This window comes from Arcobacter sp., from assembly GCF_050300555.1.
Lineage (GTDB): Bacteria > Campylobacterota > Campylobacteria > Campylobacterales > Arcobacteraceae > Arcobacter.
On sequence record NZ_JBNKXY010000005.1, the window covers coordinates 24,516 to 51,015 of the forward strand.

General features: G+C 26.7%; 25 protein-coding genes and 2 tRNA genes. All 27 read left to right on the forward strand.

The annotated features are described in order from the left end of the window. Positions 1-1,011, forward strand: a complete 1,011-nt coding sequence (gene waaC / locus ACQY5W_RS04785; RefSeq protein WP_428023809.1) for a lipopolysaccharide heptosyltransferase I — start codon at positions 1-3, stop codon at positions 1,009-1,011. Continuing rightward, complete coding sequence (locus ACQY5W_RS04790; RefSeq protein ID WP_428023810.1) at positions 1,004-1,894, forward strand: lipid A biosynthesis lauroyl acyltransferase; 891 nt, start codon at positions 1,004-1,006, stop codon at positions 1,892-1,894. Before waaC ends, ACQY5W_RS04790 begins: the two co-directional genes overlap by 8 nt. Next, a complete protein-coding gene (locus ACQY5W_RS04795; RefSeq protein WP_428023811.1) occupies positions 1,875-2,588 on the forward strand; it encodes a glycosyltransferase family 2 protein in 714 nt (237 codons plus the stop codon). The genes ACQY5W_RS04790 and ACQY5W_RS04795 overlap by 20 nt, the downstream gene beginning before the upstream one ends. Next, on the forward strand, positions 2,585-3,694 hold the full coding sequence (rfaQ, locus tag ACQY5W_RS04800; protein ID WP_428023812.1) for a putative lipopolysaccharide heptosyltransferase III: 1,110 nt from the start codon (positions 2,585-2,587) through the stop codon (positions 3,692-3,694). Before ACQY5W_RS04795 ends, rfaQ begins: the two co-directional genes overlap by 4 nt. Continuing rightward, positions 3,684-4,775, forward strand: coding sequence for a glycosyltransferase (locus tag ACQY5W_RS04805; protein WP_428023813.1), 1,092 nt, complete (start codon positions 3,684-3,686; stop codon positions 4,773-4,775). The genes rfaQ and ACQY5W_RS04805 overlap by 11 nt, the downstream gene beginning before the upstream one ends. After that, on the forward strand, positions 4,775-5,854 hold the full coding sequence (locus ACQY5W_RS04810; protein ID WP_428023814.1) for a glycosyltransferase family 9 protein: 1,080 nt from the start codon (positions 4,775-4,777) through the stop codon (positions 5,852-5,854). Before ACQY5W_RS04805 ends, ACQY5W_RS04810 begins: the two co-directional genes overlap by 1 nt. Beyond that, entirely contained in the window at positions 5,842-7,776 is a 1,935-nt protein-coding gene (gene asnB, locus ACQY5W_RS04815; protein ID WP_428023815.1) for an asparagine synthase (glutamine-hydrolyzing), read from the forward strand. The genes ACQY5W_RS04810 and asnB overlap by 13 nt, the downstream gene beginning before the upstream one ends. Beyond that, positions 7,757-8,734, forward strand: a complete 978-nt coding sequence (locus ACQY5W_RS04820; RefSeq protein WP_428023816.1) for a glycosyltransferase family 9 protein — start codon at positions 7,757-7,759, stop codon at positions 8,732-8,734. The genes asnB and ACQY5W_RS04820 overlap by 20 nt, the downstream gene beginning before the upstream one ends. Beyond that, positions 8,735-9,490, forward strand: coding sequence for an FkbM family methyltransferase (locus ACQY5W_RS04825; protein WP_428023817.1), 756 nt, complete (start codon positions 8,735-8,737; stop codon positions 9,488-9,490). A 10-nt stretch (positions 9,491-9,500) separates the two neighbouring features. Further along, complete coding sequence (locus ACQY5W_RS04830) at positions 9,501-10,631, forward strand: glycosyltransferase (protein ID WP_428023818.1); 1,131 nt, start codon at positions 9,501-9,503, stop codon at positions 10,629-10,631. An 8-nt stretch (positions 10,632-10,639) separates the two neighbouring features. Further along, entirely contained in the window at positions 10,640-11,662 is a 1,023-nt protein-coding gene (locus tag ACQY5W_RS04835; RefSeq protein ID WP_428023819.1) for a glycosyltransferase family 9 protein, read from the forward strand. A gap of 1 nt (position 11,663) precedes the next feature. Continuing rightward, positions 11,664-12,824: a glycosyltransferase family 4 protein gene (locus tag ACQY5W_RS04840; protein ID WP_428023820.1), complete on the forward strand. Its 1,161-nt coding sequence runs from the start codon at positions 11,664-11,666 to the stop codon at positions 12,822-12,824. Beyond that, positions 12,821-14,173 carry an O-antigen ligase family protein gene (locus ACQY5W_RS04845; protein WP_428023821.1) on the forward strand — a complete coding sequence of 451 codons (1,353 nt, stop codon included), beginning with the start codon at positions 12,821-12,823 and terminating at the stop codon, positions 14,171-14,173. The genes ACQY5W_RS04840 and ACQY5W_RS04845 overlap by 4 nt, the downstream gene beginning before the upstream one ends. Next, a complete protein-coding gene (locus ACQY5W_RS04850; protein WP_428023822.1) occupies positions 14,170-15,210 on the forward strand; it encodes a glycosyltransferase family 4 protein in 1,041 nt (346 codons plus the stop codon). The genes ACQY5W_RS04845 and ACQY5W_RS04850 overlap by 4 nt, the downstream gene beginning before the upstream one ends. Then, positions 15,194-16,120, forward strand: coding sequence for a glycosyltransferase family 9 protein (locus ACQY5W_RS04855; protein ID WP_428023823.1), 927 nt, complete (start codon positions 15,194-15,196; stop codon positions 16,118-16,120). Before ACQY5W_RS04850 ends, ACQY5W_RS04855 begins: the two co-directional genes overlap by 17 nt. Then, a complete protein-coding gene (locus ACQY5W_RS04860) occupies positions 16,113-16,985 on the forward strand; it encodes a glycosyltransferase (protein WP_428023824.1) in 873 nt (290 codons plus the stop codon). Before ACQY5W_RS04855 ends, ACQY5W_RS04860 begins: the two co-directional genes overlap by 8 nt. A gap of 61 nt (positions 16,986-17,046) precedes the next feature. Then, positions 17,047-17,235 carry a 50S ribosomal protein L28 gene (rpmB, locus tag ACQY5W_RS04865; RefSeq protein WP_428023825.1) on the forward strand — a complete coding sequence of 63 codons (189 nt, stop codon included), beginning with the start codon at positions 17,047-17,049 and terminating at the stop codon, positions 17,233-17,235. A 26-nt stretch (positions 17,236-17,261) separates the two neighbouring features. After that, a complete protein-coding gene (locus ACQY5W_RS04870; protein WP_428023826.1) occupies positions 17,262-18,392 on the forward strand; it encodes a potassium channel family protein in 1,131 nt (376 codons plus the stop codon). Continuing rightward, positions 18,392-19,573 (forward strand): bifunctional glutamate N-acetyltransferase/amino-acid acetyltransferase ArgJ, encoded by a 1,182-nt coding sequence (gene argJ, locus ACQY5W_RS04875; protein WP_428023827.1) that lies wholly within the window; start codon positions 18,392-18,394, stop codon positions 19,571-19,573. The genes ACQY5W_RS04870 and argJ overlap by 1 nt, the downstream gene beginning before the upstream one ends. A 143-nt stretch (positions 19,574-19,716) precedes the next feature. Beyond that, positions 19,717-19,938 carry a YdcH family protein gene (locus ACQY5W_RS04880; RefSeq protein ID WP_428023828.1) on the forward strand — a complete coding sequence of 74 codons (222 nt, stop codon included), beginning with the start codon at positions 19,717-19,719 and terminating at the stop codon, positions 19,936-19,938. Between the two features lie 114 nt (positions 19,939-20,052). Next, entirely contained in the window at positions 20,053-22,611 is a 2,559-nt protein-coding gene (gyrA, locus tag ACQY5W_RS04885) for a DNA gyrase subunit A (protein WP_428023829.1), read from the forward strand. A 2-nt stretch (positions 22,612-22,613) separates the two neighbouring features. Then, entirely contained in the window at positions 22,614-23,651 is a 1,038-nt protein-coding gene (locus ACQY5W_RS04890; RefSeq protein ID WP_428023830.1) for an aspartate-semialdehyde dehydrogenase, read from the forward strand. Then, the gene (locus ACQY5W_RS04895) at positions 23,651-24,163 is read left to right on the forward strand and encodes a YqhA family protein (protein ID WP_428023831.1); all 513 of its coding nucleotides are present in this window, start codon (positions 23,651-23,653) and stop codon (positions 24,161-24,163) included. The genes ACQY5W_RS04890 and ACQY5W_RS04895 overlap by 1 nt, the downstream gene beginning before the upstream one ends. 22 nt (positions 24,164-24,185) lie before the next feature. Then, positions 24,186-25,217, forward strand: coding sequence for a uroporphyrinogen decarboxylase (hemE, locus tag ACQY5W_RS04900; RefSeq protein WP_428023832.1), 1,032 nt, complete (start codon positions 24,186-24,188; stop codon positions 25,215-25,217). After that, positions 25,217-26,125, forward strand: coding sequence for a radical SAM protein (locus tag ACQY5W_RS04905; RefSeq protein ID WP_428023833.1), 909 nt, complete (start codon positions 25,217-25,219; stop codon positions 26,123-26,125). Before hemE ends, ACQY5W_RS04905 begins: the two co-directional genes overlap by 1 nt. A gap of 72 nt (positions 26,126-26,197) precedes the next feature. Next, positions 26,198-26,272, forward strand: a tRNA-Asn gene (locus ACQY5W_RS04910). A gap of 37 nt (positions 26,273-26,309) precedes the next feature. Continuing rightward, positions 26,310-26,384: transfer RNA gene (locus ACQY5W_RS04915), tRNA-Asn, on the forward strand. The last annotated feature ends 116 nt before the right edge of the window (positions 26,385-26,500 follow it).

Below are 26,500 nucleotides of genomic sequence, written 5' to 3' on the forward strand. Positions count from 1 at the left end.
ATGAATCAAATTAAGAAGCTTGCTATTGTAAAGCTTTCTGCAATGGGTGATATTATCCATGCAATGGTTGCTTTACAATATATTAAAAAAAAATATCCAAATATTTTAATTGATTGGTTTGTGGAGGAGAGTTTTTCACAAATACTTCAAAATAATCCACATATAAATAATATCTTTTCAGTAAATTTAAAAGCAATAAAAAAAAACAAATTTGAAATTATCAATCAAATAAAATTAATAAAAAAATATTCAAAAAATAATTATGACTTGGTTATTGATGCACAAGGTTTAATTAAATCAGCAATAGTATCAAAACTATTGGCTAAAACTGTAGCAGGTTTTGATAAAAACTCAATTAGAGAAAAAAGTGCAACACTTTTTTATAATAAAAAAGTAACAATTCCTTATGATGAAAATACAATTGATAGAAATGTAAAGGTATTATCTTCTCCTTTAAATTTTGAAATAACATCTAAGATGATATTAGAAAAAGAGCCTTTTTTATTTTATAAAGATGAGAATCCTATTATATATGATTATATAAAAAATGATAAAAAGAATATAATATTTGTAATTGGCTCAACATGGGAAAGTAGAAACTATCCTAAAGAGAAGTTTTTAAATATTGCAAATGAATTAAAAGAGAATTGTATAGTTGTATGGGGTAGTGAAAGTGAAAAAGAAAAAGCTTTGTGGCTTGAGGGAAATTCAAATTACATAAAAGCTTTACCAAAAATAAATCTAAATAGTTTAAAAGCACTTGTCTCAAAAGTTGATTTACTTATTGGTAATGATACAGGACCTACTCATATGGCATGGGGATTAAATATTCCATCTATAACTATTTTTGGTCCAACTCCTATTAATAGAATTTATCAAACTTCAATAAATAAAATAGTAAAATCTAATAGTAAAGTAAATCATTTTAAACTTAATAAAAATGATTTCTCAATCAAAGAGATTGATGAAAAGATAATTATAAAAGAGGCAAAGAGTTTATTATATGGATAAAATTTATTTATTTCTTTTTACTGGCTTTCGATTTTTGATAATTTATACTCCACATGTGATTTTATATACTATTTTAGATTTTTTAAGTTATATACTTTTTTCAATAAATAAAAAACATAGAAAAATTGCTAAAGCAAATTTAGATTTGGCATATGAAGATACAATAAGTGAAGATGAAAAAAATGAGATTATAAAAGGGTGTTATAAAAACTTAGTTTATACCCTAGCTGATTTTATAAGAAATCAAGGTGCAACAAAAGAAGAAGTACTAAGTAAAGTAACTTTTAAAAATGAGAGTTTTCTTACAAAGCTTATAAAAGAAAATAGAAAAATTATTATCATGACTGCACACTATGGAAATTGGGAACTTTTATCATTGGCAATTGCTGCAAAACTTACACCACTTTCAATTGTAGGTAGAGATTTAGAAAGTGATGTTATGAATAAAATTTTAACTAAAAATAGAGAACAGTTTGATGTGGAGTTATTAAGTAAAACAGGTGCTATGAAAGGTATGGTACAAGCTCTAAAGAAAAATAGACCAGTGGGAATTTTAGTTGATCAAAATACAAAAAATGAAGAGGGAATTTTAATTGATTTTTTTGGTAAAAAAGCAAGACATACTCCAAGTGCTGCTGTTTTAGCAAAAAAATTTGATGCAGTTATTATTCCTGCATTTATAAAATCTATTGATAATGAAAACTATGAAATAGAGTTTTTTGAGTCGTTTGAAGTATCAAATAGTGAAGATAAAGAAAAAGATATTTTAGAGTGTGTTCAAAAGCAAGCAGATATTACAGAGCAAGTAATTAGAAGTAAACCAAATGAATGGTTTTGGTTACATCAAAGATGGAAGAATCAGTATGAACACATCTATAAATAAACTATCTGTTGTAATAATTACAAAAAATGAAGAGAAGTTTATAAGTGATGCTATAAATTCTTCTTTATTTGCTGATGAAGTCTTGATATTAGATAGTGGCTCTACTGATAATACTTGCAAAATAGCAAGTGAATTAGGTGTTAAGGTTTATAAAGAAGAGTGGAGAGGTTTTGGTGCTCAAAAAAATAGAGCAGTAGAGTTGGCTTCAAATGATTGGGTGTTTGTACTTGATAGTGATGAAAGAATAACAGAAGAGTTAAAAAAAGAGATTTTAGAAACTTTAGAAAATCCAACTGCCAATGGATATTTTGTAGCAAGATTGAATAACTTTTTTGGAAAAGATATAAAAACTTGTGGTTTATATCCTGATTACTCAATTAGACTTTTTAATAGAAAATTTGGAAAGTTTAATGAAGTAGCAGTTCATGAAAGTGTTCAATTGCAAACAAAAGCTCAAAATTTAAAAAATCATATGATACATTTAGCATATGAAAGTATTGATGAGTTTATAATTAAACAAAATAGATATTCAACACTAAATCATAAAAAAAAGAGTTTATTTAAAGCAATCATAAATCCATATTGGACTTTTTTTAAACTTTATATTCTAAAGCAAGGTTTTAAAGATGGTTGGCATGGATTTGTTATATCGAAACTTTATGCTCAATATACATTTTGGAAATATATTAAATGAATAAAATAAATCCTAAAAAAATCTTAATAATGAAGTTTAGAAATATTGGAGATGTACTTTTAATTACACCCTTGATAAAAAACCTTAAGCTAAATTTTCCTAATGCAATTATTGATGTAGCAGTTAATAAAGGCTGTGAGGAAATGGTAACATTAAATCCAAATATAAATGAAGTAATTATTTATGATAGAGCTAAGATAAAAAAATATTCACCAATTAAGAGAATCATAGAAGAGATAAAATTTGCTTTTTCTATAAGAAAAAACTCATATGATATGATTATAAATACAACCGAAGGTGATAGAGGTGCCCAACTGGCTCTCTTAAGTGGAGCAGAAATAAAAGTAGGATATCCAGGTGGGAAAAATATTTTTACTAAGAATGTATTTACAAATTATCTACCAAAACAGGGATTTAGACACACTTTAGAGATGGACTTAGATAGTTTAAGAGAGTTTGATTTAGAGATAAAAGAAAAAAAAGTTGAGATATTTTGGTCTTTAAAAGATGAAGAAATAGTTGATAAACTTTTAAATAAAAAAGATATTATGATTAAAAACTTTATACATATTCATGCAGTTTCAAGATGGATGTTTAAATGTATAAGTGACGTAACAATGGCAAAAATCATTGATTTTTGTGAAAGTGAGTTAAAGATAAAAGTTCTTTTAACAGCAGCCCCTGTATCACAAGAGTTGGATAGATTAAATAATATATTATCTTTATGTAAAAGTAAACCGATAAGTTTAGCTGGAGAATTAACATTAAAACAGACTGCTTGTTTAAATAAAAAAGCAAAAATATTTATTGGTGTTGATACTTCAATTATGCACATAAGTGCAGCAAATAATATACCAGTATTAGCTTTTTTTGGACCTAGTGGAACTGATCATTGGGGACCTTGGGATAATGATTGTATGGAAAGTGGTTATACTAAAAGAAATGGGTTTCAAACTATGGGTAAACATAGAGTAATAGCCCAAACAAGAGATTGTCAACCTTGTGGAAAAGATGGATGTGATGGAACTAAAATAAGCGATTGTCTAATGAATTTGGATTTTGAATTTATTAAGAAAAATATAAATGAGATGGTTAATGGGTATTAAAGTTTTACATACTGAGTGGTCTGATGGTTGGGGTGGACAAGAAATAAGAATTATTAATGAAATGATTGCTGTTCGAGAAAAAGGTATTGAAGTATTTTTAGCTTGTAGAGATAATTCAACTATAAAAAACAAAGCAATTGAAAATAATATTAAAGTTTTTACTTTACCATTTAGAGGAAATGTAGATTTTAAAACAATGTTTGCTTTAATAAAGATAGTAAAAGAATATAAAATAGATATTATTAATACTCATAGTGGAAAAGATACTTGGGTTGGAGGGCTTGCTGCTAAATTTTCTGGTGCAAAATTTATTAGAACAAGGCATTTATCAAATAAGATTAGAAGTAGTAGGTTGAATTTTATTAATGAACTAGCTGATTATGTATTTACCACAGGCGAAAGTGTAAAAGCTGATATGATTAAATATAATCGAATAAATCCTAATAAAATTGTATCTATAGCTTCTGGAATTGATGAAAAAATATTTGATCCTAATTTATATGATATTGCAGAATCTAAAAAATTATTTAAAATGGATGATTCTATTATTATAGGAAATGTGGCTGTTTTAAGAGATTGTAAGAGACATGATAATTTTCTAGAAATTGCAAGAAGACTTATTGATTCATATAAAGATAAAAAATTTAAGTTTTACATTGCAGGAGAAGGTCCTATGCGTGATTTTGTTGAAAATAAAATTAAAGAATTGTCTTTGGAAAATGATGTAATTTTATTAGGTCATATAAGCAATGTTCCCCAGTTTTTAAAAACACTTGATATTTTTTTATTTACATCAGATGAAAGAGAAGGAGTTCCTCAATCTGTTATGCAAGCTTTATTGATGAATAAAAATGTTGTATCAACAAATGATGGAAGTACATCTGATTTATATAAAGAGAATAATTTTTTAATTTCAGATGTGGATTTAGAAAGTGTTTATAAAAATGTTTGCAAGATGGTTGAAAATCTAGACAATAAAAACTTTTTAAATCTTGATAGAAATTTTATAGTTGAGAATTTTTCTAAGGATTCATCAACTAAGAAAATAATTAATTGTTATAATGAAATGTTGACAGTATAATGAAAAAACTTATTAAACTATATAATAAAATTATGGTTAATTTTAAACATAAAGATGAAGCTATAAAGATGGAAAAAGTTTTAATAGTTTCAAATACTGCATTAGGTGACCTTTTATTATCAACGCCTGCTATAAAAACTTTGAGAAAAAGTTTTCCAGATATTTATATAGAATTATTAATAAATAAAAATCTAGAGAATTTATTTATTTCTTTCGAGTATGTTGATAAAGTAATTACTTATGAAAGTAACTTTTGGGGATTAATAAAGCATGTTCGACATATAAAAAAAGAGGCGTTTGATACTATCTTTTTCTTACACTCGAATGGACCTCAAGATTTATTTATTGCGCTAGCTTCAAATGTAAGAAATATTTTAAAAGCAATAAATTATCCTTCAAAGATATCTGCATCATTTTCAAAATTTATATTAAATAAACCAGATTATAATAATAAACATATTATTGAACATAGATTAGATTTAGTAAAAGTATTTAATCCTAAAATAATAGATAAAACTATTTCTTTGCCAAATTCTTTTTATGAAAATTATAAAAAAGAAAAAAAACTAAATATTGGTATTCAATTAGGAGCCGCTGACAATTATAAAATGTGGCCATTAGAAAAGTTTGTAACTCTTATAAATAGATTTGATGATGTGATTAAAGAAGAGTATTCTATCACATTTTTTGGATTAAAGAATGAACAAAAACTATCTGATTTTGTAATATCAAAGATTAATCAAAGGTATGTAATAAATCTATGTGGTAAAACAAATATAGATGAATTACCTTATAAATTAAAAGAAATAGATTTCTTAGTTACAAATGATACTGGAACACTTCATTTATCAATAGCTTTAAATATTCCAACAATTTCTCTCTTTTCACCTACTGATTCAAAAATTTTTGGTCCATATCAAGATTTTGAAAAACATATTGTTATTCAAAAAGATGGAGATTTTATAAATGATAAACCTAAAAAACAAAGAAGTCAAGATGCTATGAATCTTATAGAAGTTGAAGAAGTATTAGAGTGTGTAAAACTTCAATTAAAAAGGTTAAATAAATGTGTGGCATAGTTGGAATTTTTTCCACAAAGAGAAAGTTTAACTCATGTAATTTAGAGTCAATGTTAAACTATATTTCCCATAGAGGTCCTGATGATTCTGGAATAAAACTTTTTAATACATTTGATAATAGCAATAGTGAAGTTGAAGCAAACTTAGCTTTTGGCCATAAACGATTAAGTATTATAGATTTATCTAAATTAGGACATCAGCCTATGTCTGATAAATCAGGAAAATATTGGATTACTTATAATGGGGAAATTTTTAATTTTAAGGAAATAAAAGAGGAATTGATAAAAAAAGGTTATTCTTTTAATTCAAATACTGACACTGAAGTAATAATTTATTCTTATATAGAACATGGCGAAAAATGCCTTGATTTATTTAGAGGTTTTTTTGCTTTTTGTATTTATGATATAGAGAAACAAGAACTTTTCTTAGCAAGAGATAGATTAGGCTCAAAACCATTAAAATATTATTTTGATGGTGATACTTTTGCTTTTGCATCTGAATTAAAATCTTTTTATCCAATACCTGAAATTAAAAAAATAGTAAGTTTAGATTCTATTAGTGAATATCTTTCTTTAAAATATATTCCTTCCCCTAAAACAATATTTAAAGATATTAAAAAATTATCCTCAGGACATTTTATTAAATTTTCTTTAATTAGTAAAACATTAGTAGTAAAAAAATATTGGCAACCCCTTTTTGAACCAAAAGAAAAAATATCTTATGATGAAGCTAAAATAAAAACTAAAGAGTTATTATCTGATTCAATTAATATTAGAATGATTTCTGATGTTCCAGTTGGAGTTTTTTTAAGTGGAGGAATAGACTCTTCATCTATAGTTGCACTGTTAAGAGAAAATGAAAATACAAAAGATATTAATACTTTTTCTGTAGGCTTTAACGATTCAAAATTTGATGAAAGAGTTTATGCAAAAGAGATATCAACTATATTTAAAACTAACCATACAGAGTTCTTAGTTGAGCCAAATTTGGAAAATGATTTGGAAATGATAATTAACAATTATGATGAGCCTTTTTCTGACCCCTCAATAATACCTACATATTATTTAGCAAATAGAGTTTCTGATTATGTAAAAGTTGTTTTAGGTGGAGATGGGGCAGATGAAATGCTTAGTGGATATAAAAGATATAATATTCATAAAAGAAATGCCTTTTTAAACTATTTTCCTAATAGTTTTTATGATTTAAATAATAAATTACTTTCTAGGTTAGATTTGAGTTTAAATAAATCAAAAGGGATAGGAAAACTTTCTCGTATAAGTGAGTCTTTATCTGGAAATTTGTTGGATACATATTACTTAAGGTTAACAGGCTTTTCAAGAAAACAAAAATTTGAATTATTTAATAAAGATTTTATGCAAATTACTAAAAAAGTATGGAATAATGACATATATGATTATTTTGAAACACATAAAAATTTAAATAATATAGATTCTTTAATGGCAATAGACCAAATAACTCATTTGCCAGAATATATACTAACAAAATCTGATATTTCAGGAATGGCAAATAGTATAGAAGCTAGAGCTCCTTTTATTGATGTAAAATTTATCGAATGGATTAATAAATTAGAACCATCTTTTAAAAATAAAGGTTACAGTAAAAGAATATTGAAAGATATTTTAGAAGAAACAGGTGTTCCAAAACATATAATTCATAGAAAGAAAGCAGGTTTTACTCCTCCTTTACAAGGTTGGATAAAAGACTTAGATTTATTAGTAAAAAAATATATTTTAGATAGTAATATTTTAGACTTTTTTGATAAAAATATACGAAAAAAAATTTATGATTTTAATATAGAAAATAAGTATAGCTTTTCTAATCATGTGTGGATATTATTAGTACTTGCCATTTGGCTAGAATCTAATAAAGAATTTATAGAAATTGAGAAAATTGATGGTTGATTTAAATAAGAAAAAAATACTTCTTGTTAGAAATGATAATGTAGGTGATTTAATTTGTACAACTCCTGCAATAGAAGCATTAAGAAAAAAATATCCAGATAATCAGATTGATATAGTTGTAAATAGCTATAATTATTCTGCAATTGATAAAAATCCTTTTGTTGATAAACTTTATTGTTATACAAAACCTAAACATAAAAAAGGTTTTTTTGGAAAAGTTAAAGCAGCTTTAGGGAAGTTGGCAATTATAATTAATATTATAAAAGAAAAATATGATGTTGTAGTTGTATTTAGAAGCGATTATTCAAAGTCTGCTGAACTGTTTTCAAATATTACAAATGCTAGATATAAAGTTGGAGTAAAAAATTTAAAAGGGAAAGATAATTTTAATATTCATATTCCTGTAGATAATACAAAACATGAGGTTGAATTTTGTTTTGATTGTTTAAAAGAATTTGGAGTTAATTATGATAATGAAAATATATTTTTCTATGTACCAAAAGAATATGTTGAAAAATATGTAAAGTATAATAATGCTATTCTTTTTCATATATCATCAAGACGAGAGAACAATAAATATAAAAATGAAAAATTTATTAAAATTATTAATAGTTTAGCATTAGAAAATATATTAATATCCGCAGAACCTGAAGATTTTTTAAATGCTGAGTTAATAGCTAAGAAAACAAATGCAAAATTTATAAAGACATCTTCTTTAATAGATTTAGCAGGGCTTATAAAAAATGTAAAATTATTTGTAACTCTTGATGGAGGTGCAATGCATGTTGCACCTGCACTAGGTGTAAAAACAATATCAATTAGTGGAGAAACTAATATGGATAAGTGGTATCCATGGGGATATAAGGACTTAGTAATACAAGATAGTACAAAGATTGCAAATAATATTAAAAACGAAGATGTAAGTGATATTATTAATAAACTAATGGAGATAATATAAATGAGAAATGAAAAGAAATATTTTAGAAAACTTGGACTAAAAGGATTATATTTATATTGGTTAAAAAAATATAAATGGAAAGATTTAGTTGAGGTTAATTTACCAAATTATAAAGCTTCTTTTAATTTACGTGTAAATGATGCAGATATTGGTACTTTTGAAAAAATATTTATAGATGAAGAGTATAAATTTACTTTTGAAGATATGAATCCTAAAGTCATTGTTGATATTGGAGCTAATATAGGTCTTTCATCTGTTTATTTTGCTAATAAATATCCTAATTCTAAAGTTTATACATTAGAACCAGAAAAAAATAATTTTAAATCTTTAGTAAAACATACTAAAGAGTATAAAAATATAATAAATACTAATTGTGGTTTATGGTATGAGAATAAATTACTTACAATAGATAACCCAAATGTAGAATCTATATCTTTTACACTTAATGATAATATTACTTCAGAAGATAATTCTTTGCAAATAGAAGGAATAACATTAGAAAAATTTATGTTAGACAATAATATTAATTATATTGATATCTTAAAAATTGATATAGAAGGTGCTGAAAAGGATATTTTTATGAATAATCCAAAATGGCTTGATAAAGTTGGATTATTAATTGTTGAATTACATGATAGAAAAGTGAAAGGATGTTCACGTGCATTTTTTTCTGCAATCAATAAATATACAAAAGATGAACATTATTTAGGAGATAATATATTTATAAAAATTGATGCTCCAAAAAATAATTACTAATGGAATCAATATGAAAAAAATTGGTCTTTTAATCGATACCTTAATTGGTGGTGGAGCAGAGAGAATTGTTTTAAATTTTGCTGAAACTTTTAATAAGTTTGGACATGACGTTCATATTATTCTTGTTGAAAATAAAATTGAGCATGAAGTAGATACAAGCTTGTATCATATTCATTATTTAAGTGAAAATGGGGTGTTGTCAAAAAGTAAATTTTTCAATAAGTTAAAATTGACTACTAAATTAAAAGAGAAAGTTAAAGAAATACAGAGTGATGGAAAGAAATTTGATTTATTTATTTCAAATTCTGAAGATATGGATTTATTAGGTAAAAAAGCTAAACTTGATAATTTTTATATTAGATATAGAAATTCAATGTATGAATACTATAAAAGCAAATTTAAAAATACTAAAGGTTTAAAAAAATTAAGAAGACAATTAAAGTTTTTTTTACAATTTAAAAATCGATATGATAATCAAAATATAATAACAGTTTCAAAAGCTTTAGTAGATGATATTACTTTGAAAATGGGTATAAAACCTAAAAGTATTCAAAATATATATAATCCTTTTGATTTTGAAAGCATAAGAAAAAAAGCTGAAATTTTAGATGAAAATATACCTAAAGAAAAATATATTATTTATGCGGCAAAGTTTGAAAATAGAAAAAATCAAAAACTCTTATTAGAGGCATATAAAAAATCTAATACTCAATTACCACTTGTTTTAATTGGGAATGTTCATACTGATTCAGATAAGGAATATTTAAAAGAATTAAAAGAGTTAATTATAAAGTTAGGCATTGAAAATAAGGTAATCTTTCCAGGTTTTCAGAAAAATCCTTATCCTTGGATAAAAAATGCAGAATTGTTTGTAATGTCATCAAATAGTGAAGGACTACCATTAGTTTTAGTTGAGGCTCTTATTTTAGGTACAAAAGTAGTTAGTACAGATTGTCCAACTGGACCTAGTGAGCTTTTAATAGGTAATTTGAAAGAGTTTTTATCTCCTGTCGGGGATGTTGATAAATTATCAAAAAATATAACAAACGCATTAAATTATTATCCGGCTATTGAAGATGAAGTTCTTGATAGATTTAATGCTGAATATTCAGTACGTAAATATTTAGATTTGTGTAATTAGGGATTATTTTGAATTATTTGATTAATAAGAGATTAGAGAAATATAAACATAAATCTAGAGAAATAAGTGATATTGAAATTGATACAGCAAAAAGTATTTTATTTTCAATTTTTTCTAGATATGGTGATACAATCATATCTTTAAAAATAATTAATGAATTTATTAAGAAATATCCAAATAAAAAATATGTTATTCTTCTTCCTCGACAGCAGTTAATTTATGCAAAAGAAATTATCTCTTTTTCTAATGTGGAATTTATTCCTGTTAATAAGCGAAATCCAATAAGTTTTTTGTGGGCAATATATTATCTTAAAAAATCAAATATAGATATTGGCTTTAATCCTTGGGGACATGGTAGCGATAGTGAATACTATTTGACATATACAAAGAGATATTATTTTTTTAAAAAGTTTGATAATTTTAAAAAAATGGATAATTTATATTTGAGAATTAGGTTATATTTAAATATAGAAATACCATCTAAAATATTTAATATAGTAAAACCTAATTTTAAAAATGTGAATAAAATTTTAATTGCTCCAATTTCAACAGATATTAAAAAAAATTTAACAGTTCAACAGACTAATGTATTAATTGAAAAATTACAAAAAAAATTTTTAGGTATAGAAATAGTTGTTGCAATACCCAAAAACTTAATTTTAGAAAAATTCAAAGCTAAAAAGTTTATTTTTACTAAAAGTAATTTTAATTCTACTAGATATTTAAAATTATTAAAAAGTTCTGATATTTTTATTGGTGTAGATTCTGGGCCTTTACATTTAGCTTTAGCTCTGGGAATTGATACTATCGGCATATTTGGACCTACTGCGCCAAATACTATATTGGATTATAATGCAAAAATTTTAATTTTAAGAGATAAAAGTATAAAAGATTATTTTTGTCATGTAAGAGCTTGTAAAGATCCTTTATGTATCGATAATATAGTTAATAATAGTGATATTTTTGAATTTGATTATGATATTCCTGAAAAAATTACATATGATGAAAATATATGTCAGTTAAAGGTTTAAAGTGAAAGTTTGTCAATATATACCTCATGGTTCTATTCCAGATGTTAGAGGATTTGCTCCTTCAATTGTTGCTCAGATGTTTTATAAATATTTTTCAAAGGAAATTGAACATTATTTTGTATGTAATAAAGAAGAGTATACTAAAGATGAAGAAAAGACAGAATTTGGGAAAGTTTTTAGAATAAGTGAAAGTAAATTATACGTTAGATTGTTTAAAAAAATTACAAAATTAGATCCTTATCCATTACATATAAAATTAGCTAAGATTATTAATAAAAATCCCGTTGATATTTTACATGTACATCAACTTGAATTTCCAGTTAATGATTTTAAAAAGCATTTAAAAAATAAGAATATAAAAATTATTATACATTCACATGTAATGAGAAAATTTGATAGTTCTTTGGGAATGCCTGATAAATATATTGCAGTATCTAATTTTACTAAAGAAGGTCTTATATTGGACAAAGGTTATCCAAGAGAAAAAATAGAAGTTGTATATAATGGTGTCAATACTAATCTGTTTAAATTAAAAACTGTAGATGAAATAAGAATTTTAAAGAAAGAATTTAATATAAAAGAAGATAGTACAATAATTTCATATATAGGTAGAAAACAAGAAAAAAAAGGTTTTTATAATAGTTTAAAGACATTTAAGTACATTTTAAATAAATATAATAATGTTATTTGTATTGCAGTTGGACCTACTCCTTATAACGCATCTGAAAGTAGCCAATATAAAGAAAGTATTGATATTATTAAAGAGTTAGAAAAAAATAGTAGATTTATTAATTTACCGCCTCTTAAGCATGATAAACTATCAAATATATTTAATTTTTCTGATATTATACTATTTCCTACTTATGCAGAACAACATCCTTTAGTTGCATTAGAAGCAATTTCTTCAAATAATATTTTAATTTCATCAAATAATTCAAGTTTACCTGAAATTATAGAAAATAATAAAACAGGTTTTTTAATAGAAAATCCAAAAGATTTAAATCAAATTATTGAAATAACAGAATATGTAATTAATAATATTGATAAGTTAAATGATTTACGATTAAAAGCTAGAAATAATGCAGTTAATAAATTTGATTGGAAAATATCAAGTCAAAAATTAGAAGATATTTATAAAGAAGTCAAAAAAGGAAGCAGATGAATTTAATTTTAAATAGAGCTATTTTATTTTTTGTGGGATTATTAGTTTTTATTCTACCAATTGCACATACTATTGCTGTAAGAAATATCTCAATCTTGATTTTAATATTTTTAACAATTTATATCTTACTTAAAAATAAGACTATTAAGTTTAATATTTCTTTTACAAAAGAGATAAAGAATATTTTATTTATTTTAATAATATTTACTACTTGGTTGTATTTTATTGCTTTTTTTATTTCGAATGAAACATCATGGACCGTAGGTGAAATAAAAAGTCAGTGGATAACTCCATTATCTTATTTTATTACTTTTGGGTTATTAAGTGTTTATTTCTCTAAAGAAAGTAAAGATTTACAAAAGAATTTTTATAGCTTAATATTTTTAATGCTTTTTGTTCATGTTTTGTATGTTGATTTATATGCTTTAAAATATTATATACAGACAAAGTCAATAATTAGTAGATTTTCAGGTTTAACTGAAGGGCCAGATAAATCGAACTATATTACAAATGTATTATTGGCATTTTTAGTATCAGAAGTAATTTATCGTTTTAGAACATCAAAAAGAGTTTTAAATATTAACAATTTTGTTCTTTTAATAATAATTTTATTAACCCTTTTAAGTTCTATTTTTGAAGGAATGAGAAATGGAGTAGTTGCAATTATATTTTTAACAATTAGTGGTTTATTTTTCTCTTTTTATAATAATGACAAATATACAAAAAAGTTTAAGTTTATTATTTCTTTTGGGATATTTATTTTATTAACATTTCCTGCTATGTATAATTTTAAAAATGATAAAAGATGGGATACTCTTATTCAAACTATACCTTATGCATTGGATACAAAAACTAATAAAAATTGGTTAAATAATGAAAAATATAAACGGCCTGTTCTTCCTAACGGCGAATCAGTAGAAACTTCAGCTTATTTAAGAATAGCATGGGGATATGAAGGATTAAAATTAATTTATGAAAATCCTTTTGGAATTGGATATGGAAGAAATGCTTTTAGTCATGGATTACAAATTAAATATGGTGATGTACAAAAAGTTGGGCATTCGCATAGTGGATTTATTGATTTAGCTATAGGTATTGGAATTCCTGGTTTAATTATTTGGTTAAGTTTTGGGATATACTTGATGTATGTATCTTATACTTTTTTTATGAAATATAATAGTTTTTATGCCTTAATATTATTTTTTAATGTATCTGGATTTTTTGCTAGGTTTATTGTAGATAGTAATATGCGAGACCATATGTTTCAAACATTTATGTTGATAATTGGATTTTCATTTATATTTATGTTAAAAGATAAGTATCAAAATGAAGAGCTTAATAATAAATGAAAAAAATAAAATTTATACGTGCAAATAAGACAAAATTTGGTGGAGCAGAAGTATATCTTTCAAGATTGTCTGATGAATTAAATAAGTTAAGTATTGGACATGAATTAATTTATTCAACTATACCAAAGTTTTTGCCATCTTGGATTAGAGTTATTTTATTTAATAGACAAGTGTGTAGTTTAAAAAAAAATAGCTTTTATTTTTCATTAGAGAGAATTTCTTGTCCTGATATATATAGGGCAGGTGATGGTGTTCATAAAGTTTTTTTAGATATTGAAAAAAAGTCTAAACTTAATCCTTTACACAAAACTTATTTATATTTTGAAAAAAAATGTTTTAATAATGCAAAAAAGATTATTTCAAATTCAAAAATGGTAAAAAAACAAATTATAGATACTTATGGAATAAATGAATCAAAAATTGAAGTAATATACAATGGAATTAATCTTGAAAAATTTGATTTTGAAGTGGCTTTTGAAAAAATTAATAAAGAGTTCTTTTTTGATAAATTAAAAAGTGAGACTATTTTCACATATGTTGGAAGTGGATTTAAACGAAAAGGTGTAGAGGAATTTTTACATATTCTTTCAAAATTAAAAAATAGAAATTTTAAAGCATTTGTTATAGGTAAAGAGAAAAAACTTTCATATTATGAGGATTTAGCAAAACTTTTAAGAATTGAAGATAAAGTTATTTTTACAGGAGCTCGAAATGATGTTAAAGATTTCTATACCATTTCAGATATATTTTTATTTCCAACAAGATACGAGCCTTTTTCAAATGTTGTATTAGAAGCTATGAATTATGAAAATGTAATAATTACAACAAAACAAAATGGTGCCCATGAAATTTTAACCGATAAGTATATAATGCAAACACCAACAGATTATTCAATAGTGAATAAAATAGATGACTTATTAGAAAATCCAGAAAAGATATCTGAAATAAAAGCTCAAAATTTAGAAATTGTAAAAAACTTTTCAATTGAAAAAAACGTAGAGCAAACTTTGAAAGTGATAAATGAAGTTATTAATTGAACTACCAACTTGGCTTGGTGATACTATTATGGCAACGCCTGCCATTGAAAATCTTTTAAAAACTTTTATTGATTATGAGGTTACAATTGTTGGGTCTTTTGTCTCAACTGAGATTTTTAAAAACCATCCAAGAGTTAGTACTATAGTTGTTGATGATACAAAAAAGAAAAAGAATCGTTATATTTCTTTATATAAGTTAGCTAAACAACTTGGTAAATTTGATATGGCAGTTAGTTTTAGAAGCTCATTTACTTCTAAATTATTACTTTTTTTTACTGGTTCAAGAAAAAGATTTAGTTATAAAAAAATTAAAGAGGAAAAACATCAAGTTTTAAAATATAATGATTTTATAAATAAGATATTAAATCAAAATAATAGTGCAGGTGATTTGAAACTTTATTTTACGCCATTTCAATATTCAAAATCAACTTTAGGAATAAATCCAGGGGCTACTTATGGAAGTGCAAAAAGATGGTATCCAAATGAGTTTGCAAAAGTTGCAATAAACTTAGCTTCAAAATATGACATCGTTATTTTTGGAGGTTTAGAAGAACTTGATATTGCAAAAGATATTGAAGACTTTTTAAAAGAGAATGGTATAACAAACTATCAAAATATAGCTGGGGAAACTACAGTTTCTGAATTAATTGAAAAAATTGCAGGATTAGATTTATTTATTACAAATGATTCTGGTCCTATGCACATTGCTGGAGCCTTTAAAGTTCCCACATATAGTATTTTTGGCCCTACAAAATATAAAGAGACAAATCAGTGGAACAATCCCCATGAACACATTATTACTAAGAATTTAGATTGTGCTCCTTGTATGAAAAGGGTTTGTCCCTTTGGTCATCATGATTGTATGAAACTTATAACTTCGGATGATGTATTAAAGGTAATAAATGAATAAAAATTTATCAATTTATTTTAAACAAAAAAATGTACTAATTGATGAAATTTTAAAGAAAGAAAATATAAAAGTTTTTAAAAAACAATCAATTTTTGAGAAATTAACATTTAAAACAAAAACTTATCCAGATGTTTACTTTCATAGTGGAGTTTTAGATGAAGAGTCAATTGAGATGGTTGAAAACTCTAAAAAAACTATTGCTAACTCATACACTATGAAACAAGAGATGATTAAGGTCTGTAATATTACTAATGATATGGTTGAAGTTGTTTATCCTACGATTACATCTTCATATCTTAAACCAAAAGATTCAAAAGAATTTTTAGCACAAGAGTTTAATTTTAATAAAAAAGATAAAATCATTCTTTTTCATGCAAAAAATTTAATGAAAAATGGTGTAATAGAATTTTTAAATATTATTTCAAGTTTAACTACTAATAACTTTAAAGCAATAATTGCAGGTGATACTAAGCAAATTTATACTTTAAAATTTAAATTTACAAAGTATAATTTGGATGATAAGGTAATTCTTTTAGAAGATTATGCAAATATTGATTTATTGTATAGTGCTGCAGATATTTATATACTGCCAACTTATGTAAAAACTTTTTCTTCAAATGTTATAAAAGCTATGTTTTTTAAAACAGCTGTTTTTGTAAGTGCCAATAGTGCATCTAGAGAAGTTGTGGATATTTTTTCTACAATGGATTCTCCAACTGATAGGTCAATGCAGTTTAAAGTTGAAGCATTATTATCAAACAAAGATGAACTAAAAAATATAAAAAAATCAAATAAAGAGACTGGGGATGAATTTTTATTTGAGATTCAGATTAGAAGATTAGAAGGAATACTTTCTAATGTTTAAATTAAACTTAAGATAAAAAAGATATAATTCGCAGATATTTTGAAAACAGAAGGAAACTAAGATGTCAAGAAGATGTGCAATATCTGGAAAAGGACCAATGGTTGGAAACAACGTTAGTCACGCTAAAAACAGAACTAAAAGAAGATTTTTACCAAATTTAAGAACAATTAGAGTTACTTTAGAAGATGGTACTTCTCAAAAAATCAAAATCTCTGCAAAAGAGTTAAGAACTCTTAAGAAAAACTCATAACAGAGGCACTAATATAAAGTGCTTCTATGAGCATCTTTCGTCAAATAAAAAAATCCCTTGGCTGGGAAATAAGATCTACAAAGCCAGAATACGACCTTAACCCCTTAATATACCAACAGTTAAAACCTTTTAGAGTGCCCTTAGTACTCGTTCAATTATTGATGATGATTGGTACAGTTGGATATGTAGTAATTGATGATTTTCCAATTTTAGATGCAATTTATCAAACAGGTATTACTTTTACAACAGTTGGTTTTGGAGAAATTGCTCCAATCTCTGATGCGGGTAGGTTTTTTACCGTCACACTTATTATTATTGGGTTTGCTTTGTTTACACTTTCAATTGCTGTACTGGTTGAAGCGATTGTAAAAGGTAACCTGATTGAACTATATAAGGAAAGAAATATGCTTTATAAAATTGCAAGACTTCGTAAGCATTTTGTAATATTTTATCACAATGAATATACAATTCAATTAGCTAGACAGTTTAGAGAAAATCATGTGCCATTTGTGGTTGTTGATCCAAGTGAAAATATTGAAGAGATAGCAAAAGAGTTTAATTATCCTTATTTCGTAAAAGAAGAAGCTTTTACAGAAAAAGCATTTTTAAAATCTCATCTATCATCTGCAAAAGGTGTTATAACACTTTCAAGAAATATTTCTGATAATATTACACTTATTGCTTCAGTTAGACTTTATGAAAAAGAGTTAGGAAGAAATAATCCATTTTTGATTATTTCAAATGCTGAAACGCAACATGATAAAGAGAGACTTAAAAAACTTGGAGCTGATAAAGTTGTTGCTCCTCCATCACTTATGGCAAAAAGAGTTTCAGCTATGGCAGTACGTCCAGATATGGAAAATGTACTTGAAGAGTTTTTATACAAACCTGATACTCCAATTGATATGGAAGAAGTTCTTGTAAAAGAGACTTCTTGGTTAGTGAGTAGACAATTAAAAGATATTCATTTAAGAGATAGATATAAAGTATCTGTAATAGGTATTACAGAAAAAAGAGGAAGATTTATTCAAATGCCTAAAGGTTCTACTATTATTGAAGGTGATTGTAAATTACTTTTAGTAGGAAACCAAAAAGGTATTGCAAAAGCAAAAATTTTAGTTAATCAAAAAAATGTACCAGAGGAGTGCTGTAAATAATGTTTTCAATTTTTCCAATAAAAGGTTTTATTGACCAAATTGATGGTTTTTTTTGTGATGGAATTCATGCAGGTTTAAAACCAAATAATAAAAAAGATATAGGTTTTATATATAGTGACACCTTATGTGAAGTAGGGGCAGTTTTTACTAACAATAAATTTCAAGCAGCTCCACTAAAACATTATCAAAGATATGCTGATGATTTTAAAACAAACTTTGTTTTAATAAACTCTAAAAATGCAAATGCTTTAACTGGTGAAAAAGGAATAGAAGATATTAATACTATTTTTTCTTCTTTAAAATTTGATTTACATAATCCTATTATGAGTTCAACAGGAGTTATTGGAAATAGACTTCCAATACAAAAAATTGTTGATGGTGCTAATAGTTTTGATTTAAATAGTAAAAATGGTGAAAATTTAAGTCAGGCAATTATGACAACAGATGCTTATCCAAAAACTTGTATGTATGAAGTAAAACTTGAAGATGGAAGTAGTTTCAAAATTGGTGCAGTTGCAAAGGGTGCTGGAATGATAAACCCAAATCTTGCAACTATGTTATGTTTTATTTGTACTGATGCAAAAGTTTCAAAAAAAGATATCGAAGAGGCATTATTAGAAAATAGTGAAACTACATTTAATGCAATTTCTGTTGATGGAGATACATCAACAAATGATACAGTTTTAGTTCTTGCAAATGGTAAATCAAATGCTTATGATAAAGAGGCATTTAAAGAAGTATTAAAACTAATAATGCACGATATGGCAATGTTAATGGTTGCTGATGGTGAAGGTGCTAAAAAATGTGTTGCTTTTGAAGTGAAAAATGCTGTAACAAAAGAAGATGCAATGAAAGCTGCAAAAGCTTTATCAAACTCATTATTAGTAAAAACAGCACTATTTGGAGAAGACCCAAACTTTGGACGAATTGCTTCAACAATTGGAGCTAGTAGAATCGAGTGTGATGCAAATACTTTAGTTATCTCTTACAATGATGTAGTAGTATTTAACAAAGGTGAAATAGTTTTTGATGCAAAATGCGAAGAGGCTGCAGGAAAAGTATTACAAAATAAAGAGTATAAAATCATTTGTGATATTGGTTTGGGAGATGAAAGTTTTACTGCATACGGTTGTGACTTAGGTTATGAGTATGTAAAGATAAATGCGGATTATAGATCGTAATTAATTATTTCAAAAGTGACTAGATGTCACTTTTGTACATACGAAAATGTAAAGATAAATGCGGATTATAGATCATAATTTTAAGTCTGAATATAAGAAATTACTTGATATAATGTAATCACAATTCAACAAAAGGATTTAATATGTTACATGAATATAGAGAAGAAATAGCAAAATTAAAAGCAAGTGATAATTATTTTCATAATATTTTTGAAAAGCATAATGCTTTAGATGATGAAATTGAAAAGCTAGAAAAAGCTCATGCTGATCAGTTTGAGATTGAAGCGAAGAAAAAAGAGAAACTTAAATTAAAAGATGAAGTTTATAATGCAATTATCAAGTATAAAAAAGATAATAATTTATAAAAATTAGATTAATTTCACATAAGGGGGAGAGTTTTAGACTTTCCCCCTTTTTTATTCACTAATACTAAGAAAGATTTAGATAAAATATCTAAATTTTATAACAAGGCAATATCAATGGAAAACCTTTTTGAAAATCAAGATATTATAGATATTAATATCGAAGATTCCGTAAAGTCTTCATATTTAGACTACTCGATGAGTGTAATTATTGGTCGAGCTTTACCTGATGCTAAAGATGGATTGAAACCAGTACATAGAAGAATATTATATGCTATGCATGATTTAAATATGAGTGCAAGAGCACCATATAAAAAATCAGCAAGAATTGTTGGAGATGTAATTGGTAAGTATCACCCACACGGAGATACTTCAGTTTATGATGCACTTGTAAGAATGGCACAAACTTTCTCAATGAGAGCACCTCTAATTGATGGACAAGGAAACTTCGGTTCAGTAGATGGTGATAGTGCAGCGGCGATGAGATATACAGAATCAAGATTTACAAGAATTTCTGAAGATATATTAAAAGATATTGATAAAGATACAGTAAACTTTGTACCAAACTATGATGATACATTAAAAGAACCATCTGTTTTACCTACAAGAGTTCCTACACTTTTATTAAATGGAAGTGAAGGTATCGCAGTTGGTATGGCTACAAAGATTCCACCACATAATTTAGGTGAATTACTTGATGCAACAATGCATATTCTTGATAACCAAGATGCTACGGCTGATGAATTAATGGAGTTTATTCAAGGTCCAGATTTCCCAACAGGTGGAACTATCTTTGGAAGACGTGGAATTATTGATGCGTACAATACTGGACGTGGAAGAGTTAGAATTAGAGCTAAGCATCATATTGAAACAAGAGGTAAAAAAGAGATTATTGTACTTGATGAATTGCCTTATCAGGTAAATAAAGCAAGATTAATTGAGCTTATTGCAAATCTTACAAAAGATAAACAAATAGAAGGAATCTCAGAAGTAAGAGATGAATCTGATAGAGATGGTATTAGAGTTGTAATTGAACTTAAAAAAGATGCTATGAGTGAAATAGTTTTAAATAACTTATATAAGTCAACTCCTATGGAGACAACTTTTGGAATTATCCTTTTAGCTGTATATAATAAAGAGCCAAAGATATTTACTTTACCACAGTTATTAAATGTATTTATTTCACATAGAAAAACTGTAATTATTAGAAGAACAATATTTGATTTAGAAAAAGCAAAAGCAAGAGCACATATTTTAGAAGGTTTAAAAATTGCCCTTGATAATATTGATGAAGTAGTTAAAATCATCAGAGCAAGTGCAAATGATGCTGAAGCAAAAGAAAAATTAGAAGAGAGATTTGGTTTAAGTGAAATCCAATCTCAAGCTATTTTAGATATGAGATTAGGAAGATTAACAGGTCTTCAAAGAGATAAATTAGAGGCTGAGTATCAAGAACTTATGGCTTTAATTGCAGAATTAGAATCTATTCTAAAATCAGAAGAAAAATTAGTTGAAATTATCAAAGAAGAATTATCTGAAATAAGAGAAAAATATACAACTAAAAGATTGACAGATATTGAAGATAGTTATGATGAGATTGATATTGAAGATTTAATTCCAAATGAGCCAATGGTAGTTACTATTACTCATAATGGTTATGTAAAAAGAGTACCAATTAAATCTTATGAAAAACAAAGAAGAGGTGGAAAAGGTAAAGTTGCAGTTACTACGCATGATGATGACTTTATTGAAAGATTCTTTGTAACCAATACCCATGATACCTTAATGTTTGTTACAAACATGGGGCAACTATATTGGTTAAAAGTTTATAGAATCCCAGAAGGTTCTAGAACAGCAAAAGGTAAAGCAGTTGTTAATTTAATCAACCTAAGACCTGATGAAAAAATTATGGAAATTATTCCAACAACTGATTTTGATGAATCTAAATCTTTAGCATTCTTTACAAGAAATGGTGTTGTAAAAAGAACATCATTATCAGAATTTAGTAATATAAGAAGCAACGGTGTAAGAGCAATTGTTCTTGATGATGCAGATGAGATTGTTACAGCTAAGATTACAACTCCAAGTACACAGTTCTTGATGATTTTTACAAGTCTAGGTCAATGTATTAGATTTGATGTTGAGAAAACAAGAGAGCAAGGAAGAAGTACAAGAGGAGTTAGAGGTATTAAGTTCAAACATGAAACAGACTTCGTAGTTGATGCAAATGTTGTTGATAATATTGAACAAGAGTTATTAACAGTATCTGAAAAAGGTATTGGAAAACGAACAACAGTAGAAGAGTATAGAGAGACAAATAGAGCTGGAAGTGGTGTTATTTCTATGAAACTAAGTGCTAAAACAGGAAATGTTGTAGGTGCAGTTTTAGTTGATGAATCACAAGACTTGATGGCACTTACATCTATTGGTAAAATGATTAGAGTAGATATGGAAACAATTAGAAAAGCTGGAAGAAATACTTCTGGTGTAATTATTGTAAACGTTGATGCAAAAGATAAGGTTGTATCAATTGCAAAATGTCCAAAAGAAGATGATGATGAATTAGATATCGAAAATGCAGATACTATGGATGGTATCAATTTAGATGAATATAATTTAAAAGATAAAGAAGAAAATAATTCTATAGAAGATGATAATATATTAGGAGAGGAATAGAAATGAGAAAATTTAATGTAGCAGTAGTTGGGGCTACTGGTGCAGTTGGGGAAGAACTGTTTAGAGTTTTGGAAGCGTATGACTTCCCAGTTAATAAAATTGTTCCATTAGCAAGTGCTAGAAGTGTAGGAAGTACTATTGAGTATAAAAACAAAGAAGTAAAAGTTTTAGAATTAACAGAGACTTGTTTTGAAGAAAATGATGTTGAAATTGCTTTTTTTAGTGCTGGTGGATCTATATCTGAAAAGTTCGCAAAATATGCTGTAGAAGCAGGTGCCGTTGTTATTGATAACACAAGTCATTTTAGAATGGATGAAAATGTACCTTTAGTTGTGCCAGAAGTAAATCCACAAGATATATCTTTATGGAAAGAGACAGGAATTATTGCAAATCCAAATTGTTCTACTATTCAAATGGTATTATCTTTAAAACCACTTGATGAACTTTATGGAATCAAAAGAGTTGATGTATCTACTTACCAAGCTGTATCAGGTGCTGGTAAAAAAGGTATGGAAGAGCTAGTACGTCAGATGCAAGATATGTTAAGTTTTAAATTAGATGATACAAAAATTGAAGCCTTTGCTCATCAAATTGTAAACAATGTTATTCCTCAAATAGATGTTGCGCAAGATAATGGGTTTACTAAAGAAGAGATGAAAATGGTAAAAGAGACTCAAAAAATAATGCACAAAAATATGCAAATAGCTGCTACTTGTGTAAGAGTTCCAGTTTTAAGAAGTCATAGTGAATCTATTACAGTAACATTTGAAGATGGTGTTGATGTTGATGTAAATGAAGTAAGAGAAGCTTTAGAAAAATTTGAAAATGTTGAACTAATTGATGATTTAAAAAACAGTGCATACCCAATGCCAATAGTATCAACTGATACAGATATTACTTATGTTGGAAGAATTAGAAAAGATGTTTATGCCTCTAATATTGTTCACTACTTTAATGTTGCTGACCAAGTAAGAGTAGGGGCTGCAACAAATGCAGTTAGAATTGCTTTAAAATGGATAGATTTGGAGAATGATATCTAATGATAGAGAAGATTTTTGAAGCTTGCATGTGGAAGACAAGATTTCTTGTCCTCCTTGCAGTTATCTTTGGTCTTATTGGAGCGTTAGTTTTATTTGTAGTAGCAAGTATGGATGTGTATGGAATAGCAAAATATGCTTATACTACAATTATTACCCATGCCCATCCAGAAAACTTCCATGAAGATATAGTAAGTGGGATTATTGGTGCGGTTGATTTATACTTGATTGCTGTTGTAATGCTTATATTTTCATTTGGGATATATGAACTTTTTATTTCACCAATTGACCACTCACAAGAAGCAAAAGATGATTCGAAAATTTTATCAATAACAACATTGGATCAGCTAAAAGATAAAATAGCTAAAGTAATTGTAATGGTTTTAGTTGTTAACTTTTTTCAAAGAGTTTTACATACTCAATATAATGGTGCACTAGAAATGTTATATTTCGCCCTTGCAGTTACTGCTCTTGCAGTTGGACTTTTCTTTCTAGGAAAAGTTGGAAAACACTAAGAATACTAAAGGAAAATTATAAATGTCAAAAATATTTGTTGATGCATGTTTTAGAAAACCAACTCCATACACTCCTGTATGGATGATGAGACAAGCGGGAAGATACCTACCAGAATATATGAAAGTTCGAGCACAGGCAGGAAATTTTTTAAATCTATGTCACAATCCAGAACTTGCAGCTGAAGTTACTATTCAACCACTTGATATAGTTGGAGTTGATGCAGCTATTTTATTTAGTGATATTTTAGTTATTCCAAATGAAATGGGTATGCACTTAGATTTTGTAAAAGGTGAGGGTCCTATTTTTAAAGACCCAATTAAAACTGAAGCTGACATTGATGCTTTAATTGGTGAAAGTGAAGCTGCTGACAAATTAACTTATGTATATGAAACAATTAAGATATTGAAACAAAGATTACCAGAAGATAAGGCTCTTATTGGATTTACTGGTGCACCTTGGACACTAGCAACATATATGATAGAAGGACAAGGAACTAAGACATACAATATCTGTAAAAAAATGATGTACTCAAATCCTGAACTTTTACATAAGATTTTAAGAAAAGTTACTGAAGTAGTAAAATTATATATGGAAAATCAAATCAAAGCAGGAGCAGATGTTGTTCAGATTTTTGATTCATGGGCAGCTGCAATAGAACCAGCAAAATATGATGAATTTTCTTGGAAATACATGGTTGAGATAGCAGAATACTTAAAAGAAAAATATCCACATATTCCTGTAATCATGTTCCCAAAAGGTATTCCGGCATTTTTAGATAAAGTATATGGAAACTTTGATGTATTTGGTGTAGATTGGGGAACTCCAATGGCATTAGCTAAAGAGAAACTTGGGGACAAATATGTTTTACAAGGAAATATGGAACCTTGTAGATTATATTCTAAAGAAGCTACAACTATGTGTGTTGAAGCAATCCAAAACATTATGCAAGGGGAAGGGCATATTTTTAATCTTGGTCATGGTATTTTACCTGATGTTCCAGTTGAAAATGCTATTCACTTTGTAAAAGAGTGCCAAAGAGTAAGTAAAAAATAGTGTCAAATATAATCTTTGGTCCTATTCCCTCACGGAGATTTGGTATCTCTTTGGGAGTAGATTTATCTCCTGATACAAAACAGTGTAATTTTGACTGCTTATACTGTGAATTAAAGCCTGCTAAAACAATAGATAAGATGACTAGCTATCCAAGTGTTGATGAAGTCTTAGAAGCTATTCAAAACTCATTTGCAAAGCATCCTAAAATAGATGTTATTACTATAACAGCAAATGGAGAACCCACCCTTTATCCAAAACTTGATGAATTGATTACAAAAATAAATGAAATCAAAAATGATACTAAAACCTTGATATTATCAAATGGAAGCACTATTTATAAACAAGAGATTTTTGATGCCTTATTAAAATTTGATATGGTAAAACTATCACTTGATTGTGTTAGTCAAAAGTGTTTTAAAAAACTTGATAGAATCCATGCTAACATTGATATAGAAAAGATAGTTGAAGCTATGATTGAGTTTAGAAAAGCTACAACTAATGATTTTGTTTTGGAAATACTTTTTGTAAAAGATTTAAATGATAAAGATGAAGAGATAGAACTTCTATATGAAGCTGTTAAAAAGATAAATCCACATAGGGTAGATATTGGTACAATAGATAGACCACCAGCTTATGATGTAAAGCCAGTGAGCTTTGAAACACTAGAAAGTATTGCAAAAAGATTTGAAAATATAAATGTAAATATTGCATATAAAAATAGACCTAAACAGATAAATTCATATACTAAAGAAGAAATTTTATCTATGCTCGAGAGACGACCTTTAACTTTAGAAGATATAGATAATATGTTTGATGAAAATAGTAAAAAAGAGTTAGAAAAGCTAATAGAAATGTCAAAAATTTCTTTAGTTGATAGTGCAGGCTTAAATTTCTATAAAATTTGTTAATTTTCATCAAAATTACTTGACAATAAAAACAAATTTTACTATACTTCCACTCCATTTAAAGAGAAGAAAGATTCCGGCATAGCTCAGCGGTAGAGTAGATGACTGTTAATCATTTGGTCCCTGGTTCGAACCCAGGTGCCGGAGCCATCAAACTTCTTTTTAAATTGACTTTTTATACACAAGTTCCGGCATAGCTCAGCGGTAGAGTAGATGACTGTTAATCATTTGGTCCCTGGTTCGAACCCAGGTGCCGGAGCCACTTTTTATTTTCATCAGAAAATAAATCAAATCACTAAACATACTTTTTAAAGATTTCTGCTTCAAATCAAAAAAATATCATAGTCATTAACAGACGTTAACTCCCATAATATTTTT

Excerpts from the sequence above, each read along its gene's own strand:
- rpmB (WP_428023825.1), top strand. The coding sequence starts at position 17,047 with ATGTCAAGAAGATGTGCAATATCTGGAAAAGGACCAATGGTTGGAAAC.
- ACQY5W_RS04895 (WP_428023831.1), top strand. The coding sequence starts at position 23,651 with ATGATAGAGAAGATTTTTGAAGCTTGCATGTGGAAGACAAGATTTCTT.
- ACQY5W_RS04795 (WP_428023811.1), top strand. The coding sequence starts at position 1,875 with ATGAACACATCTATAAATAAACTATCTGTTGTAATAATTACAAAAAAT.
- ACQY5W_RS04890 (WP_428023830.1), top strand. The coding sequence starts at position 22,614 with ATGAGAAAATTTAATGTAGCAGTAGTTGGGGCTACTGGTGCAGTTGGG.
- waaC (WP_428023809.1), top strand. The coding sequence starts at position 1 with ATGAATCAAATTAAGAAGCTTGCTATTGTAAAGCTTTCTGCAATGGGT.
- ACQY5W_RS04825 (WP_428023817.1), top strand. The coding sequence starts at position 8,735 with ATGAGAAATGAAAAGAAATATTTTAGAAAACTTGGACTAAAAGGATTA.
- ACQY5W_RS04855 (WP_428023823.1), top strand. The coding sequence starts at position 15,194 with ATGAAGTTATTAATTGAACTACCAACTTGGCTTGGTGATACTATTATG.
- ACQY5W_RS04810 (WP_428023814.1), top strand. The coding sequence starts at position 4,775 with ATGAAAAAACTTATTAAACTATATAATAAAATTATGGTTAATTTTAAA.
- asnB (WP_428023815.1), top strand. The coding sequence starts at position 5,842 with ATGTGTGGCATAGTTGGAATTTTTTCCACAAAGAGAAAGTTTAACTCA.
- ACQY5W_RS04860 (WP_428023824.1), top strand. The coding sequence starts at position 16,113 with ATGAATAAAAATTTATCAATTTATTTTAAACAAAAAAATGTACTAATT.
- ACQY5W_RS04830 (WP_428023818.1), top strand. The coding sequence starts at position 9,501 with ATGAAAAAAATTGGTCTTTTAATCGATACCTTAATTGGTGGTGGAGCA.
- ACQY5W_RS04845 (WP_428023821.1), top strand. The coding sequence starts at position 12,821 with ATGAATTTAATTTTAAATAGAGCTATTTTATTTTTTGTGGGATTATTA.
- hemE (WP_428023832.1), top strand. The coding sequence starts at position 24,186 with ATGTCAAAAATATTTGTTGATGCATGTTTTAGAAAACCAACTCCATAC.
- ACQY5W_RS04850 (WP_428023822.1), top strand. The coding sequence starts at position 14,170 with ATGAAAAAAATAAAATTTATACGTGCAAATAAGACAAAATTTGGTGGA.
- ACQY5W_RS04870 (WP_428023826.1), top strand. The coding sequence starts at position 17,262 with ATGAGCATCTTTCGTCAAATAAAAAAATCCCTTGGCTGGGAAATAAGA.
- ACQY5W_RS04880 (WP_428023828.1), top strand. The coding sequence starts at position 19,717 with ATGTTACATGAATATAGAGAAGAAATAGCAAAATTAAAAGCAAGTGAT.
- rfaQ (WP_428023812.1), top strand. The coding sequence starts at position 2,585 with ATGAATAAAATAAATCCTAAAAAAATCTTAATAATGAAGTTTAGAAAT.
- ACQY5W_RS04790 (WP_428023810.1), top strand. The coding sequence starts at position 1,004 with ATGGATAAAATTTATTTATTTCTTTTTACTGGCTTTCGATTTTTGATA.
- argJ (WP_428023827.1), top strand. The coding sequence starts at position 18,392 with ATGTTTTCAATTTTTCCAATAAAAGGTTTTATTGACCAAATTGATGGT.
- gyrA (WP_428023829.1), top strand. The coding sequence starts at position 20,053 with ATGGAAAACCTTTTTGAAAATCAAGATATTATAGATATTAATATCGAA.
- ACQY5W_RS04805 (WP_428023813.1), top strand. The coding sequence starts at position 3,684 with ATGGGTATTAAAGTTTTACATACTGAGTGGTCTGATGGTTGGGGTGGA.